This is a genomic window from Micromonospora sp. RTP1Z1 (assembly GCF_033804685.1).
In the GTDB taxonomy this organism is placed as follows: Bacteria; Actinomycetota; Actinomycetes; order Mycobacteriales; family Micromonosporaceae; genus Micromonospora.
This window is the reverse complement of sequence record NZ_JAPFQV010000057.1, coordinates 17,318-43,889: the sequence shown is the minus strand read 5'-3', so window position 1 is coordinate 43,889 and position 26,572 is coordinate 17,318. Positions and strand designations below refer to the sequence as shown.

The 26,572-nt window shown below is 72.5% G+C and carries 25 protein-coding genes; 7 read left to right on the top strand and 18 right to left on the bottom strand.

The features are described 5' to 3' along the window. Window positions 1-981: transposase (locus tag SLP03_RS24335; RefSeq protein ID WP_319462942.1), on the top strand; the 981-nt coding region annotated here is incomplete at its 5' end. Here the strand turns inward: SLP03_RS24335 and SLP03_RS24330 are convergent. From SLP03_RS24330 to ngcE, 7 genes are all read right to left on the bottom strand, one after another. Next, window positions 908-1,339: an SRPBCC domain-containing protein gene (locus tag SLP03_RS24330; RefSeq protein ID WP_319462941.1), complete on the bottom strand. Its 432-nt coding sequence runs from the start codon at window positions 1,337-1,339 to the stop codon at window positions 908-910. The two genes, SLP03_RS24335 and SLP03_RS24330, sit on opposite strands and share 74 nt — an antisense overlap. Continuing rightward, window positions 1,332-1,652 (bottom strand): metalloregulator ArsR/SmtB family transcription factor, encoded by a 321-nt coding sequence (locus SLP03_RS24325; RefSeq protein WP_319462940.1) that lies wholly within the window; start codon window positions 1,650-1,652, stop codon window positions 1,332-1,334. The genes SLP03_RS24330 and SLP03_RS24325 overlap by 8 nt, the downstream gene beginning before the upstream one ends. After that, window positions 1,645-2,019, bottom strand: a complete 375-nt coding sequence (locus tag SLP03_RS24320; RefSeq protein ID WP_319462939.1) for a glyoxalase superfamily protein — start codon at window positions 2,017-2,019, stop codon at window positions 1,645-1,647. The genes SLP03_RS24325 and SLP03_RS24320 overlap by 8 nt, the downstream gene beginning before the upstream one ends. 88 nt (window positions 2,020-2,107) lie before the next feature. After that, complete coding sequence (locus SLP03_RS24315; RefSeq protein WP_319462938.1) at window positions 2,108-2,617, bottom strand: hypothetical protein; 510 nt, start codon at window positions 2,615-2,617, stop codon at window positions 2,108-2,110. 90 nt (window positions 2,618-2,707) lie between these two features. Beyond that, window positions 2,708-3,607 carry a carbohydrate ABC transporter permease gene (locus SLP03_RS24310; RefSeq protein WP_413644741.1) on the bottom strand — a complete coding sequence of 300 codons (900 nt, stop codon included), beginning with the start codon at window positions 3,605-3,607 and terminating at the stop codon, window positions 2,708-2,710. Continuing rightward, window positions 3,607-4,512: a sugar ABC transporter permease gene (locus tag SLP03_RS24305; protein WP_319462937.1), complete on the bottom strand. Its 906-nt coding sequence runs from the start codon at window positions 4,510-4,512 to the stop codon at window positions 3,607-3,609. Before SLP03_RS24305 ends, SLP03_RS24310 begins: the two co-directional genes overlap by 1 nt. 61 nt (window positions 4,513-4,573) lie before the next feature. Beyond that, complete coding sequence (gene ngcE / locus SLP03_RS24300) at window positions 4,574-5,989, bottom strand: N-acetylglucosamine/diacetylchitobiose ABC transporter substrate-binding protein (protein WP_319462936.1); 1,416 nt, start codon at window positions 5,987-5,989, stop codon at window positions 4,574-4,576. Between the two features lie 207 nt (window positions 5,990-6,196). Here ngcE and SLP03_RS24295 point away from each other — a divergent pair, with 207 nt between their 5' ends. Then, window positions 6,197-7,540, top strand: a complete 1,344-nt coding sequence (locus SLP03_RS24295) for an acyltransferase (protein ID WP_319462935.1) — start codon at window positions 6,197-6,199, stop codon at window positions 7,538-7,540. On the opposite strand, the gene SLP03_RS24290 is transcribed toward SLP03_RS24295, so the two are convergent. Both SLP03_RS24290 and SLP03_RS24285 read right to left on the bottom strand, forming a co-directional pair. Next, entirely contained in the window at window positions 7,512-8,999 is a 1,488-nt protein-coding gene (locus SLP03_RS24290; RefSeq protein WP_319462934.1) for a CoA-acylating methylmalonate-semialdehyde dehydrogenase, read from the bottom strand. The two genes, SLP03_RS24295 and SLP03_RS24290, sit on opposite strands and share 29 nt — an antisense overlap. Continuing rightward, a complete protein-coding gene (locus tag SLP03_RS24285; protein WP_319462933.1) occupies window positions 8,996-10,294 on the bottom strand; it encodes an aspartate aminotransferase family protein in 1,299 nt (432 codons plus the stop codon). Before SLP03_RS24285 ends, SLP03_RS24290 begins: the two co-directional genes overlap by 4 nt. A 251-nt stretch (window positions 10,295-10,545) precedes the next feature. On the opposite strand from SLP03_RS24285, the gene SLP03_RS24280 reads away from it, so the two are divergent. Then, window positions 10,546-11,511 carry a hypothetical protein gene (locus SLP03_RS24280; protein WP_319462932.1) on the top strand — a complete coding sequence of 322 codons (966 nt, stop codon included), beginning with the start codon at window positions 10,546-10,548 and terminating at the stop codon, window positions 11,509-11,511. A gap of 29 nt (window positions 11,512-11,540) precedes the next feature. Here SLP03_RS24280 and murD read toward each other — a convergent pair whose 3' ends face one another. After that, on the bottom strand, window positions 11,541-12,887 hold the full coding sequence (murD, locus tag SLP03_RS24275; protein ID WP_319462931.1) for a UDP-N-acetylmuramoyl-L-alanine--D-glutamate ligase: 1,347 nt from the start codon (window positions 12,885-12,887) through the stop codon (window positions 11,541-11,543). Window positions 12,888-12,977: 90 nt separating this feature from the next. Between murD and SLP03_RS24270 the strand changes: the two genes are divergently transcribed. Next, window positions 12,978-14,327 (top strand): hypothetical protein, encoded by a 1,350-nt coding sequence (locus SLP03_RS24270; protein WP_319462930.1) that lies wholly within the window; start codon window positions 12,978-12,980, stop codon window positions 14,325-14,327. A 47-nt stretch (window positions 14,328-14,374) separates the two neighbouring features. Here the strand turns inward: SLP03_RS24270 and SLP03_RS24265 are convergent, their stop codons facing one another. The 3 genes from SLP03_RS24265 to SLP03_RS24255 all read right to left on the bottom strand — a co-directional run bounded on the left by SLP03_RS24265 (window position 14,375) and on the right by SLP03_RS24255 (window position 17,682). Beyond that, window positions 14,375-16,117: a PucR family transcriptional regulator gene (locus SLP03_RS24265; RefSeq protein WP_319462929.1), complete on the bottom strand. Its 1,743-nt coding sequence runs from the start codon at window positions 16,115-16,117 to the stop codon at window positions 14,375-14,377. A 108-nt stretch (window positions 16,118-16,225) separates the two neighbouring features. Then, window positions 16,226-17,089 (bottom strand): RNA methyltransferase, encoded by an 864-nt coding sequence (locus SLP03_RS24260; RefSeq protein ID WP_319462946.1) that lies wholly within the window; start codon window positions 17,087-17,089, stop codon window positions 16,226-16,228. Between the two features lie 29 nt (window positions 17,090-17,118). Continuing rightward, window positions 17,119-17,682: a dihydrofolate reductase family protein gene (locus tag SLP03_RS24255; protein ID WP_319462928.1), complete on the bottom strand. Its 564-nt coding sequence runs from the start codon at window positions 17,680-17,682 to the stop codon at window positions 17,119-17,121. Window positions 17,683-17,872: 190 nt separating this feature from the next. Between SLP03_RS24255 and SLP03_RS24250 the strand changes: the two genes are divergently transcribed. Next, entirely contained in the window at window positions 17,873-18,475 is a 603-nt protein-coding gene (locus SLP03_RS24250) for a thymidylate kinase (RefSeq protein WP_319462927.1), read from the top strand. A 29-nt stretch (window positions 18,476-18,504) separates the two neighbouring features. Further along, complete coding sequence (locus SLP03_RS24245; RefSeq protein WP_319462926.1) at window positions 18,505-18,939, top strand: GNAT family N-acetyltransferase; 435 nt, start codon at window positions 18,505-18,507, stop codon at window positions 18,937-18,939. A gap of 21 nt (window positions 18,940-18,960) precedes the next feature. On the opposite strand, the gene SLP03_RS24240 is transcribed toward SLP03_RS24245, so the two are convergent. The 4 genes from SLP03_RS24240 to SLP03_RS24225 form a co-directional block, all read right to left on the bottom strand. Then, a complete protein-coding gene (locus SLP03_RS24240) occupies window positions 18,961-21,165 on the bottom strand; it encodes a transglycosylase domain-containing protein (RefSeq protein ID WP_319462925.1) in 2,205 nt (734 codons plus the stop codon). 93 nt (window positions 21,166-21,258) lie between these two features. After that, window positions 21,259-22,059, bottom strand: coding sequence for a hypothetical protein (locus tag SLP03_RS24235; protein WP_319462924.1), 801 nt, complete (start codon window positions 22,057-22,059; stop codon window positions 21,259-21,261). Window positions 22,060-22,209: 150 nt separating this feature from the next. Beyond that, on the bottom strand, window positions 22,210-23,316 hold the full coding sequence (locus SLP03_RS24230; protein ID WP_319462923.1) for an SPFH domain-containing protein: 1,107 nt from the start codon (window positions 23,314-23,316) through the stop codon (window positions 22,210-22,212). Window positions 23,317-23,321: 5 nt separating this feature from the next. After that, window positions 23,322-23,795, bottom strand: a complete 474-nt coding sequence (locus SLP03_RS24225; RefSeq protein ID WP_319462922.1) for an NfeD family protein — start codon at window positions 23,793-23,795, stop codon at window positions 23,322-23,324. Window positions 23,796-23,889: 94 nt separating this feature from the next. Here SLP03_RS24225 and SLP03_RS24220 point away from each other — a divergent pair, with 94 nt between their 5' ends. Continuing rightward, window positions 23,890-25,209, top strand: coding sequence for a serine hydrolase domain-containing protein (locus SLP03_RS24220; protein ID WP_319462921.1), 1,320 nt, complete (start codon window positions 23,890-23,892; stop codon window positions 25,207-25,209). Here SLP03_RS24220 and tnpB read toward each other — a convergent pair. Continuing rightward, window positions 25,178-26,572: an IS607 family element RNA-guided endonuclease TnpB gene (gene tnpB, locus SLP03_RS24215; protein WP_319462945.1), complete on the bottom strand. Its 1,395-nt coding sequence runs from the start codon at window positions 26,570-26,572 to the stop codon at window positions 25,178-25,180. The two genes, SLP03_RS24220 and tnpB, sit on opposite strands and share 32 nt — an antisense overlap.

The window sequence follows — 26,572 nt, the reverse complement described above, 5'->3', positions numbered from 1 at the left end:
GACAACCGGCAGGCCATCCGGTTCACGAAGAACTCCCGGTTCAAGGTGCTAGGCAACGGCCGGCTGCGGCTGCCGAAGATCGGCGACCTGGAGGTGCGCTGGTCACGCACGCTGCCGTCCGAGCCTTCGTCTGTGACGGTGGTCAAGGATGCGGCCGGGCGGTACTTCGCGTCGTTCGTCGTGCAGACCAGCCAGGACGAGACACTGCCGGCCACGGACTCCGAGGTGGGTATCGACCTGGGCCTGACCCACTTCGCGGTGCTGTCCGACGGCACGAAGGTGGCCGCCCCGAAGTTCCTGCGCCGTGCCGCGCGCAAGCTCAAGCGGCGGCAACAGGCTCTGTCCCGCAAGCAGCGGGGCAGTCAGAACCGCAAGACGGCCGTCGTGAAGGTCGCTCGCGCGCACGCGCGGGTGGCCGACACCCGGCGGGACTGGCAGCACAAACTGTCCACGGCGATCATCCGCGACAACCAAGCGGTGTACGTCGAGGACCTGTGCGTTGCCGGTCTCGGCCGGACCCGGCTCGCGAAGTCCGTACACGACGCCGGCTGGGCCAGTTTCACCGGCATGTTGGAGTACAAGGCCGCCCGGTACGGGCGTACCTTCGCCCGGGTGGACCGGTTCTTCCCCTCCACCCGGATGTGCTCCGACTGCGGACGAATCAACGACAAGATGGCGCTCAACGTCCGAGCGTGGGACTGCCCGTGCGCGACGACCCACGACCGGGACGTCAACGCCGCGATGAACGTGTTGGCCGCCGGACGGGCGGACAACTCAAACGACCGTGGAGCGCGGGTCAGACCACCAGCAATGGTGGCACCGCGCGGCGAAGCGGTAACCCACCCGAACGCCGCGTGTTCCACGCGCAGCGTGGAGGGAATCTCCGTCCTTCAGGGCGGAGAGGACGTCAATCGAAACCGGTCAGCGCCGCCTCGAGGCGGCGCCAGACGTACGTGCGCCAACCGCCGTCGAGCAGGGTGAACGTGCGACGTTGCACCGGGTCGTCCGGGTCGAAGCCGGCGTGCTCGAGGAAGAGCCGGGTGCCCCGCCCCTCGGGGGCGAGGGTCCAGGTGACCACGGTGTCCAGCCGACCGCCGCGCCAGGCCCAGCGCAGCCGGCGCGGCGGGTCGATCTCCAACACCTCGCAGTGCACCACCCCGTCGAAGCCCTGGCCGGGCCGCGGCTCGGTGCGAAAGGTGAAGCGGTGACCCGGAACGGGGCGGAAGTCGTTCGGCATCAGCCAGCGCGCCAGCAGATCAGAATCGGTCAAGGCCCGCCAGACCTTGGCCGGCGGGTGGGCCAGGAACTGGTCCACCGCGATGGTCGCCGGGTCACTCATCGGGCAGCCCGTCCAGCACGTCGCGCAGGGCGGCGAGGCGGGCGCGCCAGAACCGCTCGTACGGCCCGAGCCAGTCCGCGACCTCCCGCAACGGCTCGGGGCGCAGCGAGTAGAGCCGCTGCCGGCCGACCGGCTGCTCCACCACCAGCCCGGCGTCCCTGAGCACCTTGAGGTGCTCGGACAGGCTGGGGCGGCGCATGTCGAAGTGGTCGGCGAGCCGCTGCACCGGCTGCTCGCCCCGCTCGAGCAGCAGCCGGAGCAGCTCCCGCCGGGTGGGGTTGGCCAGCGCCGCGAAGACGTCCCCCTCAGACACGGGTCGCCTGGAGCACGATGCCGTTGCCGTCCGGGTCGTCGAAGGTGACGTACCGGCCCCACGGTGCGGTCTGGATCCCGCCGTCGGCGAACGCCACCCCCCGGCCGCGCAGCGCGGCCACGTCGCCGTCGAGGTCGTCGGTCTCCAGGACGAGGCCCTTGAGCGAGCCGGGCGGCATGGTCGGGAACCAGGTGACCAGGGTCAGGGCGGTGGCGGCCCCCTTCGGCGCGACCTGCACCCAGCGGCCGCCGGGGCCCATCGGGTTGTCCCAGATCAGGTCGAAGCCGAGGGTGTCGACGTAGAAGTCGCGGGCCCGGTCCTGGTCGCTGACGGGCACGGAGACGAGCTGCACATGGGTCACGGTCATGCCACCACAATAGGTAGGAGATTTCCTACCGGTCAAATCGAGAGCAGGCCGGCCGACGCCGTCGACCGGCCTGCTCAGAGGTACGCGGTCAGCTGGTCGGATAACCCTGCTGACCCTGCGGGTGGCCGTACTGCCCCTGCGGCGCCGGGTAGCCGGGCTGGCCCTGCGGCGCCTGGCCGTGGTGGGCCTGCGGGGCTGCGCCGTACTGGCCCTGCGGGGCCGGGTAGCCGGGCTGCCCCTGCGGCGCGTGGCCGTACGGGCCGGGCTGCCCCTCGGGAGCCGTCCAACCCTGCACGGGCTGGCCTGGATGGCCCTGGGCGGCGAACTGCTGCGCGGCGGCCTGCTCCCTGGCCTCCTTGCGCGCCTTCACGGCCCGGACGATCAGCAGGACCGGCAGGATGAAGGCGTAGAAGAAGATCGTGTACCTACTGCCCACGGGAGCGAGGAACATCAGGTAGAAGCCGTAGCAGAAGAAGGCGAGGCCCACGACGATGTTCAGGATCCGGGAGCCCTTGCCCTGCTCGGGGATCGCGAGACCGATGACGATCATCGCGATGCCGCCGAGCATCAGCAGGATTTCGTAGACAAGTTCAAACATGTGATCCCCGTCAATCCGGTGAATGTGCCGGTCCACCATAGAGGAGTGGCCGGCGACCCCGCTGCCCCGTTTTCCGTGGCGGGCGACACCTCACTTGAGCTGGCCCGCGGTGAGCCCCGCCTGGATCTGCCGCTGGAACGTCATGTACACCACCAGGACCGGGAGGACCGCGATGGTCAGGCCGGCGAAGAGTTGCGCGTAGTCGCCGGCGTAGCCCTGGTTGACGGCGAGCGCGTTCAATCCCTGGGCGAGCATCCACTTCGACTCGTCGCCCTGCATCAGGACCTGCGGCAGCAGGAACTGGTTCCAGTGGCTGAGGAAATTGAAAATGCCGACACTGATCAGTCCCGGTCGTGCCATCGGCAGCATCACCCGGAAGAAGAGCCGGAAGTGACCACAGCCGTCGATCAGTGCGGCCTCCGCCACCGAGGTCGGCAGGGTCCGGAAGAACGCGGTCAGGAAGAACACCGTGAACGGCAGCGAGTACGCCGCGTACACCAGGATCAGACCGGTCCAGGTGCCGAAGAGCCCGGCGTTGCGGACCACGAAGAAGAGCGGCACGAGGGCCAGGAAGACCGGGAACATCATCCCGCCGACGAACAGGTAGTAGACCACCTGCCGGCCGCGGAACTCGTACCGGGCGAAGACGTACGCGGCCGCCGCGCCGAACAGCATGGTCAGGGTCAGCGAGCCGGCCACCACCATCGCGCTGTTCAGGAAGTACTGGCCGATGTGCGCCTTCGTCCAGGCCCGCGCCCAGTTGTCCAGCCGCAGCTCGCCGGGCAGCCCCCACGGGTCGGCCAGGATCTCGCTGTTGCTCTTCAGCGAGCTGAGCAACATCCAGGCCAGCGGCAGGATGGTCATCGCCGCCCAGAGCAGCAGGAAGGTGTGCGAGAAGGCGTTCGCCACGCCCAGTTCCCGGCGCAGCGGCCGGTCCGCCGACCGGGGCGTGGCCACGGCGGCAGGCGTCGTCTCATCCACAGTGGTCACTAGTACTCGATCCGATCGCGCCGGGCGGCCCGCAGCGCCAGCACCGCTACCGCGAGGGTCAGGAAGAACATCACCACGCCGATCGCCGAGGCGTACCCGAACTTGGTCTCGCTGCCGAACGCGGTGTCGTACATCCGCATGCCGATCACGTCGGAGGAGAAGTTCGGTCCGCCGTTGGTCATCAACTGGACCAGGATGAAGCCGTCCAACGCGGCGATGGACAGGTAGATCCAGGCCACCTGGACGGTGTCCCAGAGCAGCGGGATGGTGATCTTCCGCAGCATCACCGCCCGGGAGGCGCCGTCGAGCAGCACCGCCTCGTAGATGTCGCGCGGGATGGCCTGCATGGCGGCGCCGAAGAGCACGACGTAGAAGCCGACGTTGCTCCACACCATCACCGCCAGCACGCACCAGAAGGCGAATCGCGGGTCGCCCAGCCAGGTCGGCGCGGGCAGGCCCAGGGCCCGCAGCGCACCGTTGAGCAGGCCGCTGTTGGGGTGGTAGATCTCCTTCCAGAGCAGCGCGATGATCACGACCGAGAGCACCTGCGGGAAGAAGTAGACCAGCCGGTAGACGGAGGTGCCGCGTACCCCGGAGACCCCGGCCCGGCCCTTGCGCCCGCCCATGGTGAGCATGGTGGCGAAGAAGAGGCCGAGCGCGATGGTCAGCACCGGCACCACGGCCAGCAGGATCGCGTTGTTCTCCAACGCGTTCCAGACGTAGCCGTCGTGCAGCAGGGTGCGGAAGTTGGCCATGCCGACCGGGTCGGCCTGCGCGGAATACCCCAGCCAGCCGGTGGTCGAGATCTGAAAGGCCTGAAGGTACGGCGAGAGCACGAAGACGCCGTACAGCACCAGCGGCGGCAGCAGGAAGCTGACGATCAGCGGGTATCTGCCATGTCGCACCTGCGCGACCCTCCCTGTTTCGGTCGGTGGGGGCGGGCGGGGCCCGCCCCCACCGGGGACGTCACGCGGCCCGCTTGTACTTCCTGATCGAGCTGTCCTGGGCGATCGAGTCTGCGCCCTTCTGGCACTGGTCGAGGAACTCCGCCGGGGTGGACCGGCCGCTGAAGAACTCGCCGCAGGCGGCGTCGACGAGGTTGCGCTCCAGCTTGCGGTAGTAGTTGTTGTAGACCCAGTTGAAACCGTTGGACCCGGAGGCTTCCAACGCCTTGACCACGGTCGTCAGCCCGAACGGCAGCTCGACGCCCTCGGTCGTGCCGGCGACCACGGTCAGGCTGGCGACCTTCTTGGTGAAGTCCTGGGCGCCCTTCTTGGAGAGCATCACCCGCAGGTACTCCAGGCCGCCGGCCACGTTCTTGGCCTTGGCCGGCACGATGAACGGCTCGCCGGCCGTACCCCGGATCGCCTCGAAGGGCAGCTTGTCGCCGCTGCCCAGGCTCGGCGTCGGCGCGACGGTCATGTTGAACCCGGCCGGGGTGACGTCCTTCTGCTCGCTCTCCAGCCAGGAACCGCAGGAGATGAAGGCGGCCTTGCCCTGGCACCACGCGGTCTGCGACTGCTTGTGGTCGAGGCCGGGCGAGCCCTCCAGGATGTACTTGTCCTTGACGATCTGGTGCCAGGCGTCGGCCGCCGCCTTCATCGCGTCGGACTTCCAGGCGTTCGGCTCCAGGTTGTCGATCGCGGTGGCGACCGAGGGGCCGCCGAACTTGATCGCGGTGGAGATCAGCGGCCAGCTCATGTAGCGCGGGTGAATGCCGGCGTACGTCCAGGGGGCGATGCCGGCGGCCTTGATCTGCTTGCAGAGCGCGATGTGCTCGTCCCAGGTCTTCGCGTACTGCCAGTTGCGCTCCGTGAAGAGCTTGGTGGAGTGCCAGATGCCGTAGACGGTGTAGGTGTAGTTCATCACCAGGAACTTGCCGTCGTACGAGCCGACCTCGACGGCGCCGGGCAGCAGCGTCTCCTTGACGGTCTTGCCGGGGATGTCGAGGCTCGGGGCGGCGAGCAGGTCGCCGAGGTCGGCGAGGGCGTTCTGGGAGACCAGGCCGCCGGGGTCGATCTGGCCGGCGCCGGAGTTGTTGACCATGTCCGGCGGGGTGCCGTCGACGAAGCGCGGCTGGAGGGTCTTGTTGATCTCCTGGGTGGCGGAGTGCTTGATCTCGGCCTTGGGGTACTTCTCCTTGTACATGGCCTCGTGGCTCTTGGCGTACTCCTCGCCGAAGCCGCCGTTGAAGATCACCACCTCGAGCGGGGCGTCCTCCTTGACGCCGAGCGGGTTCTGCTCGCTCTTGGTGCCCTTGTAGGCGCCGGTGTCGCTCTTGTCGTCGCCACCGGAGGTGGCACAGCCGGCGAGCAGACCGGCGGCGGGGGTGGCCAGCAGGCCGGCGGCGGCGGTGCGCCGCATGATCTCACGCCTGTTCATCACAGCTCCTCGGTTCGGGTACGGGCGGCCCGCCGGGCCTGGGGATGGCGGGTCGCGGCCACGAGGCACGGGGGTGTCGTGTGTTGCTTGTCTTCAGTTCGTAGAATGCTGCTGAAGAATTTCTACGACAGTGCGGCGCGGACCACAAGACCCGACGGCCGAACCGTTATCACCACCGGCCAGCGCCGGCTGGCATAGCCTGGGCTCATGCGCCGCCTGCGGCAGCTCGCCGAGCGCACACCGGCGGGGCGGGAGCGCTACGTCGACCTGCTCCGGGCACTCGCCATCATCATGGTCGTCATCGGTCACTGGGGAGTGACCGTCATCGGGTACGACCGCGCCGGGCGCCCTACCGGGCACTCCGCCCTGGGCGACCTGCCGTGGGCCTGGCCGCTGACCTGGGTGGCCCAGGTGATACCGGTCTTCTTCCTGGTCGGCGGGTACGCCAACGCCGCGTCGCTGACCGCCCGCCGGTCCCGGGGCGGCGACGCCACCGGCTGGCTGGTCGACCGGAGCGCCCGGCTGATCCGCCCCACCACCGCGCTGGTGGTGGTGCTGACGCTCGGCGCGGCGGTCGCCCGGCTCCGCGGCGCCGACCCGGTCGAGATCCGCACCGTGGTCTGGTTCGCCACCATCCCGCTCTGGTTCCTCGTCGCCTACCTGATCGTGGTCCCGCTGACCCCGCCGATGTACGCGCTGCACCGCCGCTTCGGGCTGCTCGTGCCGCTGGTGCTCGTCGGCCTCGTGGCGCTCGGCGACCTGGGCCGGCTGCTCGGGCCCGCCGGCCTGGCGACCGGGAACTACCTCTTCGGCTGGCTGGCCGTGCACCAGCTCGGCTTCGCCTGGTACGACGCCCGCTCCCCGTCGACACCGCGGCGTCGACGACTGCCCACCTCCCGGCGCGCCGGCGCGGTGCTGCTGGGGGGCGGGCTGGCCGCGCTGGTGCTGCTGACGATCGTCGGGCCGTACCCGGTGGTGATGCTCAACGTGCCCGGCGAGCGGCTGGACAACGCCGCGCCGCCGAGCCTGGCGCTGCTCGCCGTGGCCACCGCCCAGCTCGGGCTGATCCTGCTGCTGCACGACCCGGCCGAGCGCTGGCTGCGCCGCCCCGGACCCTGGCAGGCGGTGATCGCGGTGAACTCGGTGGTGCTGACCATCTTCCTCTGGCACCTGACCGCCGCCGTGCTGCTGATCGGCGTGCTCAACGCCCTCGGGGTGCTGCCCACCCCGCGCGTCGGCTCGGCGGACTGGTGGGCATGGCGGGTGCCCTGGCTGCTCACCCTCACCGTGGTGCTGGCCGCACTCGTCGCCGTCTTCGGGCCGATCGAGGCCCGCACCCGCCGCCACGGCGAGCCCACCCCCGGCGGGTCGGTCCGCACCGCGCTCGCGGTGGCCGGATACGCCGGCGTGGTCGCCGGGCTGCTGCTGAACAGCCTGACCCGCAAGGCCGCCCCGGAACCGCTGGGGCTGCCCGCCCCGGCGCTGGTCGCGTACCTGGCCGGGGCGGGGGTGCTGCGGCTGCTCAGGTCTGGGTGGGGAAGCCGAGGTTGACCCCGCCGTGGCGCGGGTCGAGCCAACGGCTGGTGACCACCTTGCCCCGGGTGAAGAAGGACACTCCGTCGGCGCCGTGCGCGTGCAGGTCGCCGAAGAGCGAGGACTTCCAGCCGCCGAAGGAGTAGTAGGCCATCGGCACCGGGATCGGCACGTTGATCCCGACCATGCCCACCTCCACCTCGTGCTGGTAGCGCCGGGCGGCGCCGCCGTCGTTGGTGAAGATCGCCGTGCCGTTGCCGTACGGGTTGGCGTTGACCAGGTCGACCGCCTCGTCGTACGAGCCGACCCGGACGACGCTGAGCACCGGGCCGAAGATCTCGTCGGTGTAGATCGACATCTCCGGGGTGACGTGGTCGAAGAGGGTCGGGCCCAGCCAGAAGCCGTCCGCCTCGCCGTCCGGGGTGACGTCCCGGCCGTCCACCACCGGCACCGCGCCGGCCTCGACCCCGGACTCCACATAGGAGCGGACCTTCGCCGCGTGCGCGGCGGTGACCAGGGGGCCCATGTCGCAGCCGCGCCGGCCGTCCCCGGTGCGCAGCCGGGTCATCCGTTCGGCGATCTTCGCGACCAGGGCGTCGGCGACCGGCCCCACCGCGACCAGGGCGGAGATCGCCATGCACCGCTCCCCCGCCGAGCCGAAGCCGGCGTTCACCGCCGCGTCGGCAGCCAGGTCCAGGTCGGCGTCCGGGAGCACCACCATGTGGTTCTTCGCCCCGCCGAGCGCCTGCACCCGCTTGCCGGCCAGCGACCCGCGCTGGTGCACGTACCGGGCGACCGGGGTGGAGCCGACGAACGAGACCGCCTTCACGCCCGGGTGGTCGAGCAGCGCGTCGACCGCCTCCTTGTCGCCGTTGACCACGTTCAGCACGCCGTCGGGCAGGCCCGCCTCGACGAACCACTCGGCCAGCAGCAACGCCGCGCTGGGGTCCTTCTCGCTCGGCTTGAGCACCACCGCGTTGCCGCAGGCGACCGCCACCGGCACGAACCACAGCGGCACCATCACCGGGAAGTTGAACGGCGAGATCACCGCGACCACGCCCAGCGGCTGCCGCAGACTGTACGAGTCGACCTCGGTGGAGACGTTCTCGCTGAAGCCGCCGCGCACCGCGGAGGGGATGCCGCAGGCGTACTCGATCACCTCCAGGCCGCGCTGCACCTCGCCGGCGGCGTCCGCGAGCACCTTGCCGTGCTCGGCGGTGATCACCTCGGCGAGCCGGCCGCGCCGCGCCTTGACCAGCTCCCGGAAGGCGAAGAGCACCGCCGTCCGCTTGGCCAGGGAGGCGTCCCGCCAGGCCCGCGCGGCCCGCTCGGCGGCATCCACCGCGCCCGCGACGTCCGCGGCCGAGGCCAGCTCCACCTGGCCGGTACGCCGGCCGGTCGCCGGGTCGAAGACGTCGGCCCGCCGCTCGGAGCTGCCGCCGACCCGCTTGCCGTCGATGAAGTGTCCGATGCTCATGCGGTCACCGCCGAGGTGCGGATCGCGTCGACCAGGATGGCCAGCCCCTCGCGGGCCTCCTCCTCGGTCAGCGTCAGCGGCGGGCCCATCCGCAGCACGTTGCCGTAGAGGCCGCCCTTGCCGGCGAGCAGGCCGCCGGCCCGGCACGCCTCGAAGACCCGGACCGTCATCGCCGGGTCCGGCTCGGTGGTGCCCGGGCGGACGAACTCGACCCCGAGCATCAACCCCTTGCCGCGTACCTCGGCGACGCAGTCGAGACCGCCCACCGCGGACCGCAGGCCCTCGGCGAGGATCGCGCCGACGCGGGCGGCGTTGGCCTGGAGATCGTGGTCGAGCAGGTAGTCGAGGACCGCGTTGCCGGCGGCGGTGGAGATCGGGTTGCCGCCGAAGGTGGAGAAGCTGATCGCCGGCACCGACTCCAGCACGTCGGCCCGGCCGACCACCCCGGCGAGGGCGAAGCCGTTGCCGATGCCCTTGGCGAAGGTGAGCAGGTCCGGGGTGACGCCGTGCGCCTGGTAGCCCCAGAAGTGCTCGCCGGTGCGGCCCCAGCCGGTCTGCACCTCGTCGGAGACGAACAGGATGCCCGACTCGTCGAGCACCTTCTTCCAGCCGGCGAAGAGCCCGTCCGGCGGGTGCACGAAGCCGCCGACGCCCTGGATCGGCTCGGCGATCAGGCAGGCCACGTCGCCGGCGGTCTGCGTGGCGAGGACCTCGCGCAGGTCCTCCACCGCCGCGTCGACCTGCTCGTCGGGGCCGAGCCGCGAGAGCAGGCCGCGGACCCGTTCGCCGGAGTGCAGCCAGGCCACCTGGAGCGGGTTGAGCGCGCTGGCCGACCAGCTGCGGTTGCCGGTGACGCCCATCGCGGCGTATGACCGGCCGTGGTAGCTGTTGCGCACCGCGAGGATCTGGTGCGAGCGGCGGTAGTTGGTGGCGACCAGCAGCGCCGCCTCGTTCGCCTCGGTGCCGGAATTGGTGAAGAAGACCCGGGCGTCGGGGATGCCGGAGACCCGGGCGACCTTCTCGGCCAGCTCGACCTGCTGGCGGATCAGGTAGAGCGTGGAGCTGTGCACGATGCCGGTGGCGAGCTGCCGCTGCACCGCCTCCCGGATCTCCGGGATGTCGTAGCCGACCATGTTGGTCAGCACGCCGCCGAAGAAGTCCAGGTAGCTGCGCCCCTGCGCGTCGGTCACCCGGCGACCCGAACCGGAGACCAGCTCGATCGGCTCGTCGTAGTAGAGCGGCATCCAGGACGGGAGCACGGCCCGGTGCCGGGCCAGCAGGTCGTCGGAGGTCATCGTGGTGGCACCCTTCAGCGGCGGTTGGCGTCCCCGCACGCTTTCACCGAGGGGGCGGCAGGGACAACTGTCACTGTGTAGCGCAGCGACGGTGCGGGCCTGACACGGCGTCAACCGTCGCACTGCGGTTTCCGGGGTGGAGCGTGATCGCCGCTCACCTTTCCGCCCGTCACCGCGCTGGTCAACCACTCATTCCGCAGCGGCGGGACGATGGACCGACGAGACCGCACGCCGGCGGTAGCATCCAGCCGGTGCGGACAGTCGAGGTGGCACTGCCGGCCGGGACCACCGGTGCGGAGCTGACGGCCGGCGTACGGACCTGGGTGGAGTCGCCCCCGCTCCGTGGCCTGGTCGGGCACTTCGGCGGCGACTGGCCGGCCGGGGACCTGACGGCGGTGCTGGCCGGGCTGGACGACTTCTCGGCCCGGCACTGGGACTTCCGGGACGGTCGGGAACGCCCCGAGGCCCGCGAACCGGCCTTCGACCTCGGCACGGTGGCGCTCATTCTGGACTCGGCCGCCGCGCTCGGCCTGATCCGGGCGCTCCCCCCACCGCGGCCCCGGTACGCCCACCTGGTGGTGCTCGGCGGCCTGGCCCACGCCTGCCTGCGGCGGGTCGCGTACGCCGCGCACCTGCTGCGTACGGGCCCGGCGGTGACCGGGGAGGTGGCGGTGCTGGGCAGCTTCCGGCCCCTGAGCCGGGTCGAGCGGCAGGTCCTGGCCGGCGTGGGGCTCGGCGCGGAGACCGAGGTGGAGGCGTTGGACGCCGCCGTGCGGCGCTCGTTCGGGCTCGCCGCGCCGGTCGAGGAGGACGGCCACGACGGCGGCCACCCGCACCACTCGTGGTCGTCGCGGACCTACCGGCCGGCCGGGCTGCCCCCGGTGCGGGTGCTCGCCGCCCCGTCCAGCGAGCCGGAGCGGCGGCGGGCGCACACCGCCGACACCCAGCGGTTCTGGGCGGAGCACGTGCGGCTGCGTGCCGGTGACCCGGTGCTGATGGTGACCGCGCCGATCTACGTGCCGTTCCAGCACTGCGACGCGCTGCGCACCCTGGCCGTGCCGTACGGCTGCCGGATCGACACGGTCGGCGCCGACCCGGCGCTGGCCGCGCTGCCCCGGGTGCCGGAACCCACCCTCACCCCCGGGCGGTACCTCCAGGAGATCCGCTCGGCGATCCGGTCCCTGCGCGCCCTGCACGCCACGCTGCCGCCCGGCTGACCGGCGGGCGGGCGCGCCTCGGGCCGGCGTCAGCGGGCGGTGTCGGCGACCGCTTGGGCGAAGACCTCGGAGCGGTGCTCGAAGTTGCGGAACCGGCCGTAGCTGGGGGCGGCCGGGGAGAGCAGCACCACCCCGCCGGCCGGGGTGAGCTTGCGGGACAGCGCCACCGCGGCGACCAGGTCGTCGGCGAGTTCGGTACGCACCGTCGGCAGCCCCGCGAGCGCCTCGACGATCCGGGGGCCGCTGTCCGGGATGCCGATGACGGTGATCTCCCGCTCGGCCAGGTGCTCCCGCAGCGGGGTGTAGTCCAGGCCCCGGTCGGTGCCGCCGACGATCACCGTGAGCGGCCGTCCCTCGTACGCGTCGATCGCGTGCATCGCCGCGTACGGGCTGGTGGCGAGGGTGTCGTCGACGAACGTGAGGCCGGACGGGTCGGGGATCTCGGTGAGCCGGTGGGCGAGGCCCTGGAACTCGGCGACCGCGAGCGCGAGGGTGTCCTTCCGGGCGACCACGTCGACGCCGAGCGCGTCGAGCACGGCGAGCGCCACGCAGAGGTTGCCCTCGTTGTGCCGGCCGACCAGCGGCAGCACGGCGCGCGGGAAGAGCGGCTGGTCGACCAGATGGAACCAGGGCGTACCGTCCGGGCCGGTGGCCACGTTGGCGGTGTCCGTCGAGCCGGCGCGGACGGCCGCGCGGTCGCCCAGCTCCAGGGCGAGCCGTGGGTCGGCGCCGTTGACCACCACGGTCCGCGGGCCGTACGCGAGCAGGTTCAACTTGTCCTGGTAGTACTCCCGCTCGCCGCCGTGCGCGTCCAGGTGCTCCGGGAAGAGCGCGGTGACCACGGCGACCCGGGGCGAGTCGGTCAGGTCGGCGCACTGGTAGCTGGAGAGCTCCAGCACGTACAGCTCGGCCTCGGGCAGGTCGAGCAGCGGCACACCGATGTTGCCGCCGAAGACGTTGGGCCGGTCCATCGCGGTCAGCAGGTGGCTGATCAGGCTGGACGTGGTGCTCTTGCCCTTGCTGCCGGTCACCCCGACCGTACGGTCGGCGTGGTCGGCCATCCACAGCGCGCTGCCCTGGGTGACGGGCACGGCGCGGCGGCGCAGCTCGACCATCCACGGGTGGGTGTTCGGCACCCCCGGCGAGCGGACCACCACGTCGGCCGCGGCCAGCCGGTCGAAGCCCGTCTCGCCGGTGACCAGGGGCGCGGCCTCGGCGAGCGGCCCCTCCCAGGGCAGCGTGAGGAAGTTGGCGCTGTCGTCCACGACGACCAGGTCGGCCGGGCCGTGCGCGGCGATCGCGGTCACCGCCGCCCGGCCCTCCCGGCCGGCCCCCCAGACGGCGACGGTACGTCCGCGCAGGTCAGACAGGCGCACGGGCTCTCTCCTCTGGTGTTTCGACGCGATCGGCGGGCGGGGTGCGACGCAGCCGGACACGGCCGGACGAACCAGGGCCTAGTATGGCGTGTGCCCAACGAGCAGCTCCGGCGGATGGACGCCTTCACCTTCCCGTCCTACTCGATCGACCTCTCCACCGGCGAGGCGTTGTTCGACTACGCCCTCACCGGCCCGCACGGGGAGCAACGGTTCACCGAGGTGATCACGCTCCCGCTGCCGGCCGAACCCCCGTCGGACGAGACCGTCGCCACCCTCGACCGGGTCCTCGAGCTGCTGCACGTGGTCGCCGGGGTCAGCTACTACAAGGTCGCCGCGCCGCACCGGCTGGTGCTGCCGGCGCCGTTGGGCGCAGCCGCCGCCGAGCTGGTCACCGCCGTCTACACCAGGGGCCTCGCCGAGTACGCGTACCGCAACCGGCTGCCGCACGTGCTGGAGCTGCGCCCGGAGGTCCCGGCCGGCGAGGTCACCCCAACCCGGGTGTACGACGACTCGGACCGTCGCCCGCTCTCGGCCGTCGGCGGCGGCAAGGACTCCATCGTCAGCCTGGAGGCGCTGCGCCGGGCCGGCTTCGACCCGGTGCCCTTCTCGGTCAACCCCAACCACGTCATCGTCGCGGTCAACCAGGCCTCCGACCTGACCCCGCTGGCCGCCCGCCGGCGGATCGACCCGGTGCTGTTCGACCTCAACGCGGCCGGCGCGCTCAACGGACACATCCCGGTCACCGCGATCAACTCGCTGATCGCGGTCGCCACCGCCGTGCTGCACGGCCTGGGTCCGGTGGTGATGTCCAACGAGCGCTCGGCGTCCGACCCGAACCTGATCTGGAACGGTCACGAGATCAACCACCAGTGGTCCAAGGGCGTCGAGGCGGAGGGGCTGCTCCGGGCGGCGCTGGCCGAGCACGCCGGCCTCACCGAGCCGTACTTCTCCCTGCTGCGCTCGCTGTCCGAGCTGCACATCGCCCGGCTCTTCGCCGAGATCGAGCGGTACGACGACGTGGTGACCAGCTGCAACGCGGCGTTCAAGCTGCGCGACGCGAGCGAACGCTGGTGCCGGAACTGCCCGAAGTGCCGGTTCGTCTTCCTGGCCATGGCGCCGTTCATGCCGCGCGAGCGGATCACCCACATCTTCGGCGGCGACCTGCTGGCCGACGAGTCCCAGGTCCCCGGCTACCGGGAACTGCTCGGCGTGGACGGGCACAAGCCGTTCGAGTGCGTGGGTGAGGTCGAGGAGTCGGTGGTGGCGTTGAGCCTCCTCGCCGAACAGGGGCAGTGGCGCGACGCCCCGGTGGTCCGCGCCCTGGTCGACGCGCTCCCCGACACCGCCTGGTCGGCCGCCGCCACCTCGGACGTCTTCACCCCCGGCGGCCCCAACTTCGTCCCCGCCGCGTACGCCAAGGCCCTCACCGCCCTGACCTGACCTGACCCCCACCGTCCCCGGCCGGTCCGAAGCCGGACGCGGGGTGGTCAGGGGGTGCGGACGGCGTCCAGGGCGAGCAGGGCGACGTGCAGGGAGAGGCAGGCCTCGACCGAGTCGAGGTCGACGTCGAGGATCCGGCCGATCCGGGCCAGCCGCTCATAGAACGCCGGCCGCGACAGGTGCGCCGCGGCGGCCGCCGCCGACTTGTTCCGGCCCTGCTCCAGGTACGCCCGCAGGGTGCCGAGCAGCTGCTCTCGGGGATGCTGGGCGTCGTACGCGAGCAGCGCGCCGAGTTCCCGCTCGACGAAGGTCTGCAACCGCGGCTCGTCCCGCAGCAGGTGCAGCAGGCCGGCCAGACCGACGTGCGGCAGCCGGAAGATCGGCAGGTCCCGCCGGTCCCGGCGGGCCGCCTCGGCGATCTGCCGCGCCTCGATCAGCGACCGCCCGGCCTCCCGCAGGCTGCCCACCCCCGATCCGGCGGCCACGATCACCGCCGCCGGGCCCGGGCCGGCGGGGCGGGCGACAGCGGTGCCGGCCGGAGTCGGCCGGGCGAGGGCGGCGGCGACGGCCGACCGCGGGGCCGGTGGGCGGGGCGGGGCGGCGTCGAGGCGTACCCGACGCAGCGTGGTGGCGAACGCGGCGAGCGACTTCTGCTCGACGGCCGGGTCGGGCAGTGCGAGCAGCACGCCGACGGCCTGGTCGTCGACGGCGCTGGTGAGTCCGGTCAGCTTGGCCTCGCACAGCGCCTGGCCGACGGCCTCGGCGAGGTCCCGCAGCCGGGCCGGGCCGGCCTCCGGGCCGGCCTCGGCGGCGGCGCCGTCCCCGACCGGGTCGTCCGCGCGGTGCCGGACCACCACGCCGACCAGGTGCCGGCGGTCCAGCACCACGCCGAGCGCCTTCGCCCGCAGCGCCACCTCGTCGACGGGCCGGGAATGGTCGAGCAGGGCGGTGAGCAGGGTGCGGTGGAGCTGCCGTTCGAGCCCCTCGGCGTCGCGACGGATCAGCCGGCCGAGCGCCAGGGTGGAGGCGGCCCGCTCGATCAGGATGGTCAGCCGGGTGGGCGGGGTGCCGGCCGGCCAGCGCAGCAGCAGCCGCCCCCAGTCCTGGCCCCGGGCGCCGACCGTGGTCACCAGCCAGCCGCTGTCCGGGTCGTACGCCGTCCGCCCGGCCGGCCGGATCCGCCGGGAATGCTGCTCCCAGCCGTCCAGCAGCAGCTCCGCGTTCTCCCCCGCCGGGTCGTACGCGAGCACCTGCCGGGACAGGTTCTCCAGCACCACCGGGGAGCCGGCCAGCTCGGCGGCATGCCGGACCACCTCGGTCGGGCCGGCGCCCTCGACGGAGAGCTCGGTGAACCGCTGGTGGATCTCCTCGGTGGCACGCAGCTCGGTGAGCTGGGCGTCCACGATCAGCGCGTGCACCGCCTCGGTGATCCGGACGAACGGCGTGGCCCGCCGCAGCTCCACCAGGGGCAGGCCGCGCCGCTCGGCGGCCGCCGCCATCACCCGGGGCACCCCGCTGACGTACCGGCGGCCCAGCTCCACCACCAGGCCGGAGACGCCGACGTCGGCCAGGTCGCCGATGAACGCGCGCAGGCCGGCGTCGTCGGCGGGCAGCCCGATGCCGGTGGTGAGCACCAGTTCCCGCCCGCCGAGCAGGGTGGCGATGTCCGGCACCTCGGTGACGTGCACCCAGCGGACCGGCTGGTCCAGACCCGCCTCCCCGGCGACCAGGCGCGGGGCGCCGTGGCGGACCGGGTCGAGCGCGAGGACCTCACGGACGGTAGGGAACACGGCGGCAACGCTACCCTGCGTCACCCCCGATCTCGAAGAACCGGGCCTGACCGGGCCCGGGGGCGGACGTCGCTGACCGGAGACGACCGGACGGGTGCGACGGCCCCCTCACATCGGGTCGTCGCGGCCCAACTCCCAGCAGGCGACGGCCGTGGCGGCCGCGACGTTCAGCGAGTCCACGCCGCGGCGCATCGGGATCACCACCCGGACGTCGCTGGCGTCCATCGCCGCCCGGGTCAGCCCGGCGCCCTCGGCGCCGAGCAGCAGCGCCGAGCGGGCCCGCCGCGCGGCGTCGAGCCGCTGGATCGGCACCGCGTCCGGCGCCGGGGTCATCGCCAGCACCGTGAAGCCGGCCGTGCGGACGTCGGCGAGTGCGTCCGGCCAGGGCTCCAGCTTCGCGTACGGCACGGCGAAGACCTCACCCATGCTGACCCGGACGCTGCGCCGGTAAAGGGGGTCGGCGCATGAGGGCGAAAGAAGAACGGCGTCGACGCCCAGTCCCGCCACGGCCCTGAAAATTGCCCCGAGGTTGGTGTGGTTGTTGACGTCCTCCAGGATGACCGCCCGCCGGGCACCGGCCAGCACCTCGGCCGCGCTGGGCATCGGCTTGCGGTGGAACGAGGCGAGCACCCCGCGGTGCACGTGGAAGCCGGTGGCCCGCTGGAGCACCTCCGGGGTGGCCGCGTAGACCGGGGCGTCCCCGGTGTCGAGGTCGGCGAGCTGGTCGGCCCGCTTGGCGTCCACCAGGTACGACCGGGCCGGGTAGCCGGCCCGCAGCGCCCGCCGCAGCACCAGCTCCCCCTCGGCGATGAACAGTCCGTGCGGGGGCTCCCAGCGGGTACGCAGCTCGACGTCGGTCAGCGCGCGGTAGTCGGCGATCCGGTCGTCGTCGGGGTCGGTGATCTCGTGGACGGGCACCCGACGATTCTGCCGGACGGCCCCGTCGGGTCCGTCGGCCCGCCCGCCGGGCAGTCGTCGCCGTTCCCGGCCCGCCGCGTCGGTCAGCCCGCCCGGTGGTACCGCAGCAGCACGGACCGGCCGTCGAAGCCGCGGCTGTCGACCAGCCGCAGGTCGATGTGGCGGTTGCCGGGGAAGACCGGCTTCCCGCCGCCGAGCACCACGGGGTGCACGATGACCTGGTACTCGTCGATCAGGCCGAGGTCGGTCAGCGCCGCGGCGGCGCCGGCACCGCCGGTGAGCAGCAGGTCGCCGGCGGTCGCCTCGCTGACCTCGGTGATCTCCTTGGCCAGGTCGCCGCCGCCGACCACCCGGGCGTCGTGGTCGGCCTCGGTCAGGGTGCGGGAGACGACGACCTTCGGGGTACGGCGCCAGATCGGCGCGAACGCCAGGTCGTGCGGGTGGTCGGACATCGACTCGGCCCGCGGCCAGTAGTACGACATCATCTCCCAGACCTTCCGGCCGTAGAGGAACGCGCCGGCCCGCTCGGTCAGCCCCAGCGAGTACGCGGACAACTCCTCCCCCATCGCGGGCCAGTCGAATTCGCCGTTCGGTCCCTCGATGAAGCCGTCGACGGACTGGTGCACCCAGTAAATGACCTTGCCCATGGCGGTGCTCCTCCTGGATCGGGTCGCCCCGGGGGGCGCTCTCAGCGGTGGGTCGGCGCCGCCGCCCGGGATCCGACACCCGTGGCCCGCCTTTTTCGGCGCATCCTCGGCCCGCCCGGCGTGCGCCGCTCCGGCCGCCGCCGACGGGTCGCCGCACCCGGGTTGCGCGGTCCCGGTACCGTCCGGAACCGTGCCCCGCCCGGTGATGATCGCGCTGGTCGGCGTCGACGGCTCCGGCAAGAGCACCCAGGCCCGGGCGCTGGCGCGCCGGCTGACCGCGCGAGGCACTCCGGCCCGGTACTTCGAGAATGCCGGCGGGCGGCCACTGTGGAACCGGCTCGCCCGCGCCATCGGCCGGCGGGACGGGGCGGCGCTGTTCGGTCGTACCGGCTATCCGGCCGTCGAGGCGACGGTCCGCGCCCTGGCGATGGGCCGGACGGTGCTCTGGTCCCGGCTGACGGGGCGGACGGCGGTGCTGGACCGGTGGACGTACTGCCAGTACGTGATCATGACGGCCCGCGGCGACCGGGGGCATCGGCTCGTCTGGGCCGCGTACGCGCTCTTCCCCCGACCGACCATGGTCTGCTTCCTGGCCACGTCGCCGGCGGTGGCGCAACGCCGGGTGCTGGCCCGGGGCATCGACACCGAGGAGCTGGCGCACCTGCGCGCGCTGGACGCCGCGTACCGGGCCCTGCCCGAGTTCGAGACGTTCGTGGTGGTCGACGGCGACGACGGGCCGGACAGGGTGGCGACCGCGCTGGACCGGGTGGTGTCACCCCTGGTCGGCCGCTGATCGCGCGGGAAACCGGCTAACTTTCGATCATGTACCGCCTGATCGACCGGCTGCCCACGGTCGAGGAGTTCGTCGCCGTCACGTCCGCCGTCGGCTGGGCCGACGCGTACGACCCGGCGGCGATCCCCGCCTCGCTGGCCGCCTCGCTGCACGGGGTGGTCGCGGTGGAGGGTGACCGGGTGATCGGGATCGGGCGGCTGATCGGCGACGGGGCGATCTACCACTACCTGCAGGACGTGGCCGTGCTGCCGGAACGGCAGCGGCGCGGCGTCGGCGCGGCCATCCTGGGCCGGCTGGAGGAGTGGATCGCCACCCGGGCCTCGTCCCGGACGTTCGTCGGGCTCTTCGCCGCCGGGGAGTCGGTCAGCCTCTACCGCCGCTTCGGGTACGCCGTGCACGAGGACATGACCGGCATGTTCCGCGTCGGCCCGCACCGGCCGTCGAGCAACGGGCCGAGTCGCTAGGACCCGGCCCGTCCGGTCGGCTCAGCCGCGGCGGTTCTGCAGCCACCGCAGGAGGTCCGAGGGGAGGCCCCGGTCCTGCTGCTGTCGCGGCTGGTCGGGTCGCGGCGTGGGCTGCGGCGTGGGCCGCTGCGGGTCGCCGGCCAACTCCCGGCTCGGAGCGGTGAAGTCCTTGACCGCCTGGCCGGCCACCGCGGTCCTGATCACCCGGGCCACCGCGTCGATCACCTTGGCCTGCACCGGCGAGCCGACCAGGTCGGTCGAGTCGTCCGGGTTCGCCGCGATGCCGGCCACCGCGACCTGCGGGGTGAAGCCGACGAAGGTCTCGGTGGCGTTCTGCTCGGAGCTGCCGGTCTTGCCGGCGACCGGCCGGCCCACGATCCGGTCGACCGAGGTCGCGGTGCCGCCGTTGCACTGCCCGTACGCCGACTGCTGGCCGACCGGGCAGCGGGCCGCGTCGGTGGCCGCCCGGGCCACGTCGGTGTCCAGCACCTTCTTGCACGACGGCTGGCCGACGGCCACCTTCTCGCCGTTCGCGGCGGTCACCGAGACCACCGGCACCGGCGTGCAGTACGTCCCCTCGGCGGCCACCGTGGCGTACGCGTTGGCCAGGTCGAGCGGGGTGGTGGCGGCCACCCCGAGGGTGAACGCGCCCCAGTTCTCCGCGTTGTCCTTGGCGAAGGCGGCGTCGGAGTCGGCCCGGAACTTGATGCCGAGCCGCTGCGCCATCTCGACCGCCTTCGCCGGCCCGACCTGCTCGGCCAGCCAGACGAAGTAGGTGTTCACGGAACGGCCGAAGCCGTCCCACATCATCCGGTACCCGTCCATCCACTGCGGGTTGGCGTTGGCCGGGCACCACTTGCCGTCGCAGGCGCCCTCGCCCTCGGCGGCGTACCGGGTGGGCAGCTTGGCCGGGGCGTCGAAGCCGGTCGCGAGGGGCTTGCCGGCCTCCAGCGCGGCGAGCATGGTGAAGAGCTTGAAGGTCGAGCCGGCCTGGTAGCCGTCGACGCTGTCACCGCCCGAGATCAGCGGGTTGACGGTGTTCGGGCGATTGGCCTGCCCGGCCGGGTTCTGGTCCAGGCTGTAGTGCCGGTTGACCGCCATGGCGAGCACCCGGCCGGTGCCCGGCTCGACCGCCGCGATCGGCAGCGCGCGCTTGTTGTCGTACCCGTAGACGGCGGTGGCCTGCTGCTGCGCGGTCTGCTGGACCTTCGGGTCCAGCGAGGTGACCACGGTGTAGCCGCCGCGGCGCAGCGCCTGCTCGCGCTCCTTGACCGTGTTGCCGAAGGCGGGCTGGGTCAGCCACCACTGGCGCAGGTAGTCGCAGAAGTAGCCCCAGTCGTCGTGCCCCTGCGCGACGGCGGTGCAGCCGTTCGGCTGGGCGGTCGGGTGCAGCGTGAGCTTCTCCGCCCTGGCCGCGGTCGCCTGCGCGGCGGTGATCGCACCGGTCCCGGCCATGGCGTCGAGCACGTACGCCCGGCGCTCCAGCGCCCTGGCCTGGTCCCCGCCGATCGGGCTGTACTCGTCCGGCGACTGCACCAGACCGGCGAGCAGGGCCGCCTCGCCCAGGGTCAGGTCGCCGGGAGCCTTGCCGAAGTAGCGCTGGCTGGCCGCCGCGACGCCGTACGCGCCGGAGCCGAAGTACGCGATGTTCAGGTACCGGTTGAGGATCTCGTCCTTGCTGAGGCTCTTCTCCAGCGCGGCCGCGTACCGGATCTCCTGGAGCTTGCGCCCGACGGTCTGCTCGGTGGCGGCCTGCCGCTCCTCGGCGGTGCGGGTGGGGTCGTTCTTGAGCACGTTGCGGACGTACTGCATGGTCAGCGTGGAGCCGCCCTGCTCGGTGCCGCCGCCCCGGACGTTGGCGACCAGGGCCCGGACGATGCCACGGAGGTCGGCCCCGCCGTGTGAGTAGAAGCGCCGGTCCTCGGCCGCGACGATCGCCTGCCGCATCACCGGGGCGATCTCCGCGAGGGGCACGTCCGTGCGGTTCACGTCGTAGAACGTGGTGAGCAGGGTCTTGGCGTCGTTGGCGTAGAGGTAGGAACGCTGGGGCTGCGCGGGGGTGCGCAGCGCGTCGGGCAGCTCCACGTACGCCCCGAGGGCCGCCTTGGCGACCTGCCCGCCGATCAGGTTGCCGGGCAGCGCGGCGACCGCGAGGACGAGCCCGGCGAGGAGGCCGGCGAGGAGCACGGTGAAGAGCCGCGACAGCGGCGACCGGGGAGACGGCATGAACCCCAGGATGACCGCGAAAGCCGCCAATCGGCCACCCCGCCAGCCAACTGTCAGTTACCTCACGGTGACTTCTCAGCTACGGTCTGGTCATCAGGTGGGGAGCGGGCCGTTCGGGGAGGATCCGGGCACGGTGGGGGTGGAGACGCTGGCGCTGGCGGCGTCCCGGGCGATGGTGGCGGGCACCAGCCGGCCCGAGCGGTAGCCGATGCCGATGCCGGAGACCAGCACGAAGAGCGCCCCGAAGGTCTGCAGCGAGCCGATCAGCGCGCCGCCGAGGCCGAGCAGCGGGGCGGCGATCATCAGCATGACGCCGTCGCCGTAGCTGAACATCCCGGACCGGGCCACCGACCACCCGGTGAGGAACCACCCCAGGCTGTAACAGGTGGCGCCGACCAGGACCAGGCTCCGCGCGGTGGTGCCGAAGACCGGCGTCTGCCCGGCCAACCCGGCGAACGGCAGCATCAGCACGGTGCCGGCGATGCTGACCAGCAGCCCGGCCGCGGCGACCCGGCGGCAGCGGGTGGCGGCGAGCAGGCCGGTCAGCGCCAGCAGGGCGAGCAGGCCGAGCCAGACCGCGGCCACCCAGCCCACCAGGTAGAGCTGCTGGCCGTCGGCCGGGTAGGGGTCGTTGCCCACCCCGCCGTCACTGGCCATCGCCAACGAGCCGTAGAGGATCGCGTACGCGGGCAGCAGCCAGACCGCCGCGCGGGCGAACCGCCGTACGGACCAGGCCCAGCTCGCGTTGGTGGCCGGGGCGGCCGGCCCGGGGTCGGAGAGGAACGGCAGCACCCCGAACCCGCCCCCGGTACGCCGGGTGCCCAGCGGACCGCCGGGATCGTGCGCGCCGGGGACCGGCTCCCTGGACCACAAGCTGTTCGCCGGATCCTTCATGCGTCACCTCGCTCCGCCTGCGGGCGGCGCCGGGACGCGTACGGCGCCCCGGCTCCTGTTCACCACCCGTCCTCAGACCGATCGTGGCAGGCACCGGGGCGCCGCATGAGTGTTTCTCGCATTTGCCGCCCGGCTTGGACGGCTACCGGATCAGCCCCGCTCGCGCTGGTCGCTCGGGTCGTTGAGCAGGCTGTCCGGGGAAACCGGCTCCGGCGCGGGCAGCCCCTGCGGCTTGGCGCCGCCGGTGGCCTGCGCCTCGGCGACGCGTACCTCGTCGTGGATCTGCTGGGCCGCGGCGGCGGCGGCCCGCGCCGCCTCGGCGGCCTCGCGCTCCACCTGGATCGCGTGGTCGGCCGCCTCCGGCGCCGGAAGGTCACCCACCATCTGGCTCAGACCGCCCAGCGCGCCGCCCATCCCCTCGAGAGCCTTGGTCAGCTCGGCCGGGATGATCCAGACCTTGTTGGCGGTGCCGTTGGCGATCTGCGGCAGCGCCTGGAGGTACTGGTAGGCGAGCACCTTCTGGCTCGGGTTCGCCTGGTGGATCGCGTCGAAGACCGTCCGGATCGCCTTCGCCTGACCCTCGGCCTGCAGGATCCGGGCCTGCCGGTCACCGTCGGCGCGGAGCACCGCGGACTGCTTGTCGCCCTCGGCGGTGAGGATCTGCGACTGCTTGTGACCCTCGGCGGTGAGGATCGCCGCCCGGCGGTCCCGCTCGGCGCGCATCTGCTTCTCCATCGAGTCACGAATGCTCGCCGGCGGCTCGATCGCCTTGATCTCCACCCGGGTCACCTTGATGCCCCACCGGCCGGTGGTCTCGTCCAGCACCCCGGAGAGGTGCCGGTTGATCTCGTCCCGGCTGGTCAGCGCGCGCTCCAGGTCCAGCGAGCCGATCACGTTACGCAGCGTGGTGACGGTCAGCTGCTCGATGGCCTGCAGGAAGCTCGAGATCTCGTAGGTCGCCCGGACCGCGTCGACCACCTTGAAGTAGAGCACCGTGTCGATCGAGACGACCAGGTTGTCCGAGGTGATCACCGGCTGCGGCGGGAAGCTGACCACCTGCTCCCGCATGTCGACCTTGGTGCGGACCGCGTCGACGAAGGGGACCAGCAGATTGAGGCCGGGATTGAGGGTGCGCTTGTACTTGCCGAGCCGTTCGACCACGTCCTGGCGCTGCTGCGGCACGATTCGCACCGCCTTGACCAGCGTCACCACGACGATCAACGCCACGGCGGCCAACAGCACCAATGCAAAGTCCATACCGTTCACCTTTTCGCTTCGGGAAGGTCACCGGGGTGGGAAATGTCGTCCTGCCAGACCAGGGCGGTGGCGCCCCGGACCTTGATCACCTGCACCCGCTCACCGGGGGAGAATGTCTGCGTCACGTCGTACGCGCGGGCGCTCCACAGCTCGCCGTCGATCTTGACCATGCCGTGCTCGGCGTCCACCCGTTCCAACACCAGCGCGGTGGAACCCTCGATCGCCTCCACGCCGAACGGCTGGTCGCCGCTCTCCAGCGCCGACTGGGCGTGCCGCCGAATGACCGGCCGGGCCAGCGCCACCGAGAGCGCGGACACCACCGCGAAGATCAACGCTTGGAGCGCCACGGGGGCACCGAGCGCGGCGGCGCCGGCGGCGGCGAACGCCCCGGCCGCGAACATGATCAGAAAGAGCGTCGTCGTGAAGATCTCGGCGACTGCCAGCACCACACCCAACACGATCCACACCACGGCGTCCACATGGCAATCGTGACACGTCGAAGCACGCACCGGCGTCCCGTGATCATCAGTAAGCTCTGCGGCACCCGATCCCGCCCCGCCGGAGGAGAACGCCGTGCCCCTGCTGCCCGACACCGCCCGACAGGTCGACGCCCTCGTCCACCGGGCCCAGGCGGAGGGGCGTACGCCCTCGCTCGCCGTCGGGGTGGTCCGGAACGGGACCCTCGCGCACCTCGCGGTCGCCGGCGAGCACCCGCGGCCGGACGCCGACCGGCAGTACCGGCTCGGCTCGATCAGCAAGACGATGACCGCCGTGCTGGTCATGCAGCAGCGGGACGCCGGCCGGCTCGCCCTGGACGACCCGCTGGAGCGGCACCTGCCCGGCACCCCGGTCGGCGCGCTCACCCTGCGCCAGCTGCTCGGTCACGCCAGCGGCCTGCAGCGGGAGCCGGAGGGGTCCTGGTGGGAGCGGACCGAGGGCGTCGACCTGGCCACCCTGATCGCCGGGCTGACCCCGGACAAGATCGCCTATCCGCCGCACCACGTCTACCACTACTCCAACCTGGCGTACGGACTGCTCGGCGGGGTGCTGGAGCGGGTCACCGGCACGCCCTGGTACGACCTGCTCCGCGAGCGGATCCTCGCCCCGCTCGGCATGCACCGGACCACCTACCACGCCACCGAGCCGTACGCCCGGGGCTACGTCGTGCACCCGTGGCACGACACCCTGCGCGAGGAGCCGCGTACCGACACCGGGGCGATGGCGCCCGCCGGCCAGCTCTGGTCCACCGTCGAGGACCTGGCCCGCTGGGCGGCGTTCCTGGCCGACCCGGCGCCCGAGGTGCTCGTGCCGGAGACGCTGGCCGAGATGTGCGCGCCGGTGGTGATCAGCGACCTGGACTCGTGGACCGGCGGGCACGGCCTCGGGGTGGAGCTCTACCGGGTCGGCGACCGGGTGTACCTGGGCCACGGCGGCTCGATGCCCGGATACGTCGCCGGGCTGGCGGTCCACCGGCCCGGCCGCACCGCCGTGGTGGACTTCGCCAACTCGTACGGCCTGCGCGGCGGGCACCACATCGTCGGGCTGGCCCGGCAGATCCTCACCCTCGTGCTGGACGCCGAACCGGTCGGGGTGCCGCCGTGGCGCCCGGCCGCCGCGCCGCCCCCGGCGGACCTCGCCGAACTCACCGGCCGCTGGTGGTGGATGGGCGCCGAGTACGAGGTGCGTTCCGACGGCTCCGGCGACCTGCTGGCCGGCCCGGTCGGTCAGCCGGTGCTCCGGTTCACCCCGGAGGGCCCGGACCGCTGGCGGGGACGCTCCGGCGGCCAGGACGGGGAGATCCTCACGGTTGTCCGGGACGAGGAGGGCCGTCCGGTCGCCCTCGACATCGCCACCTTCGTCTTCACCCGCATCGTAACCTCTCATGATGCCTAAACGGCACATGGTCGGCCGTCCCGTCTTGCGGTGGGACGGTCCCGGTCTGACCCGCTGTGGCGGTGCCGGGTTGACGTTTCGCGGCCACCGGCCCGCGGGGGCGGGTCTTACGGTCGGCTCCACGTCCGTTTTGCGACTCCCGGCCACTCCGGGCGTCGGTGGCCTCATGCGCGAGCGCGGCGAGGTTGCGTGCGGCGTTGAGATCCCGGTCGAGGGTCAGGCCGCAGGTGGTGCAGGTGTAGGTGCGCTCGGACAGGGTCAGCTTGGTTTTCACCGCGCCGCAGCCAGAGCAGGTTTTCGAGGACGGATACCAGCGGTCGACTACGACCAGTCGGCCTCCATTCCATCCGGCCTTGTAGGCCAGTTGCCGGCGTAGTTCGGCGAATCCGGCGTCGGCGATGTGCCGGGCCAGCCGCCGGTTGCGCAGCATCCCCGCCACGTTCAGGTCCTCCACCACGATGGTGCCGTACTCGCGGGCCAGCCGGGTGGTGAGCTTGTGCAGCCCGTCGCGGCGCAGGTTCGCCACCCGGTTGTGCGCGCGGGCCACCTGGCGGCGCGCCGCCTCCCACCGTTTCGACGGGTAGCGACCGGTACGCCGATCAGGGCCGACCCGCCGGGACATCCGTCGAGCCCGGCGCCGCATCCGCCGCCCGGCGGTGTCGAGGTGACGTGGGTTGGGCACCACCTCGCCGCTGGAGAGCACCGCGAGGTGCTTAACGCCGACGTCCACGCCGATCGTAGTGTGCGGCCGGGCCGGCTCGCGCTCGGCGCGGTCGAGCGCAACGCAGAACGAGACGTGCCATCGGCCACCGTCGCGGCGGACCGTCGCGGACAGGATCCGGGCGGTGCCGGCTTCGAGGCGGCGGGCGAGCTTGCGGGTCGACTCATGGGTCTTGAGCCGGCCCAGCCGGGGCAGCACCACATGTTTACGGTCGGACTCGATACGGATCGAGCCCGTGGTGAACCGTATTGTCGGCGCCGAGCGACGGCGGGACTTGAACCGGGGAAACCCGACCGGCCGCCCGGCGCGCCTACCCGACCGGGAGTCGGCCCAGTTTTTCAACGCCCGGGCGAGGGCGTCCAGGCCGGTGTTGTACGCCTCCTTCGAGCACTCGCTCCACCAGGGCGCCACGTCGTTCTTCGCGGCGTTCCACGCTCGACGAAGTGCTGGCAGCGTCCAGCCCGCCGCAGGTGTGAGGTCAGCCTCGGCGAGGCCGTAGCTACGTTCGGCCGCCCGCTGGTCAAGGACGGCTTTCACCCGCGCCAGGGACCAGTTGTACGCCAGCCGCGCCGCGCCGGCGTGCGCCAGCAGCGCCCGCTCCTGCCCGGGAGTGACGTCCAGGGCGAAGCGGTAGGCCTGCAT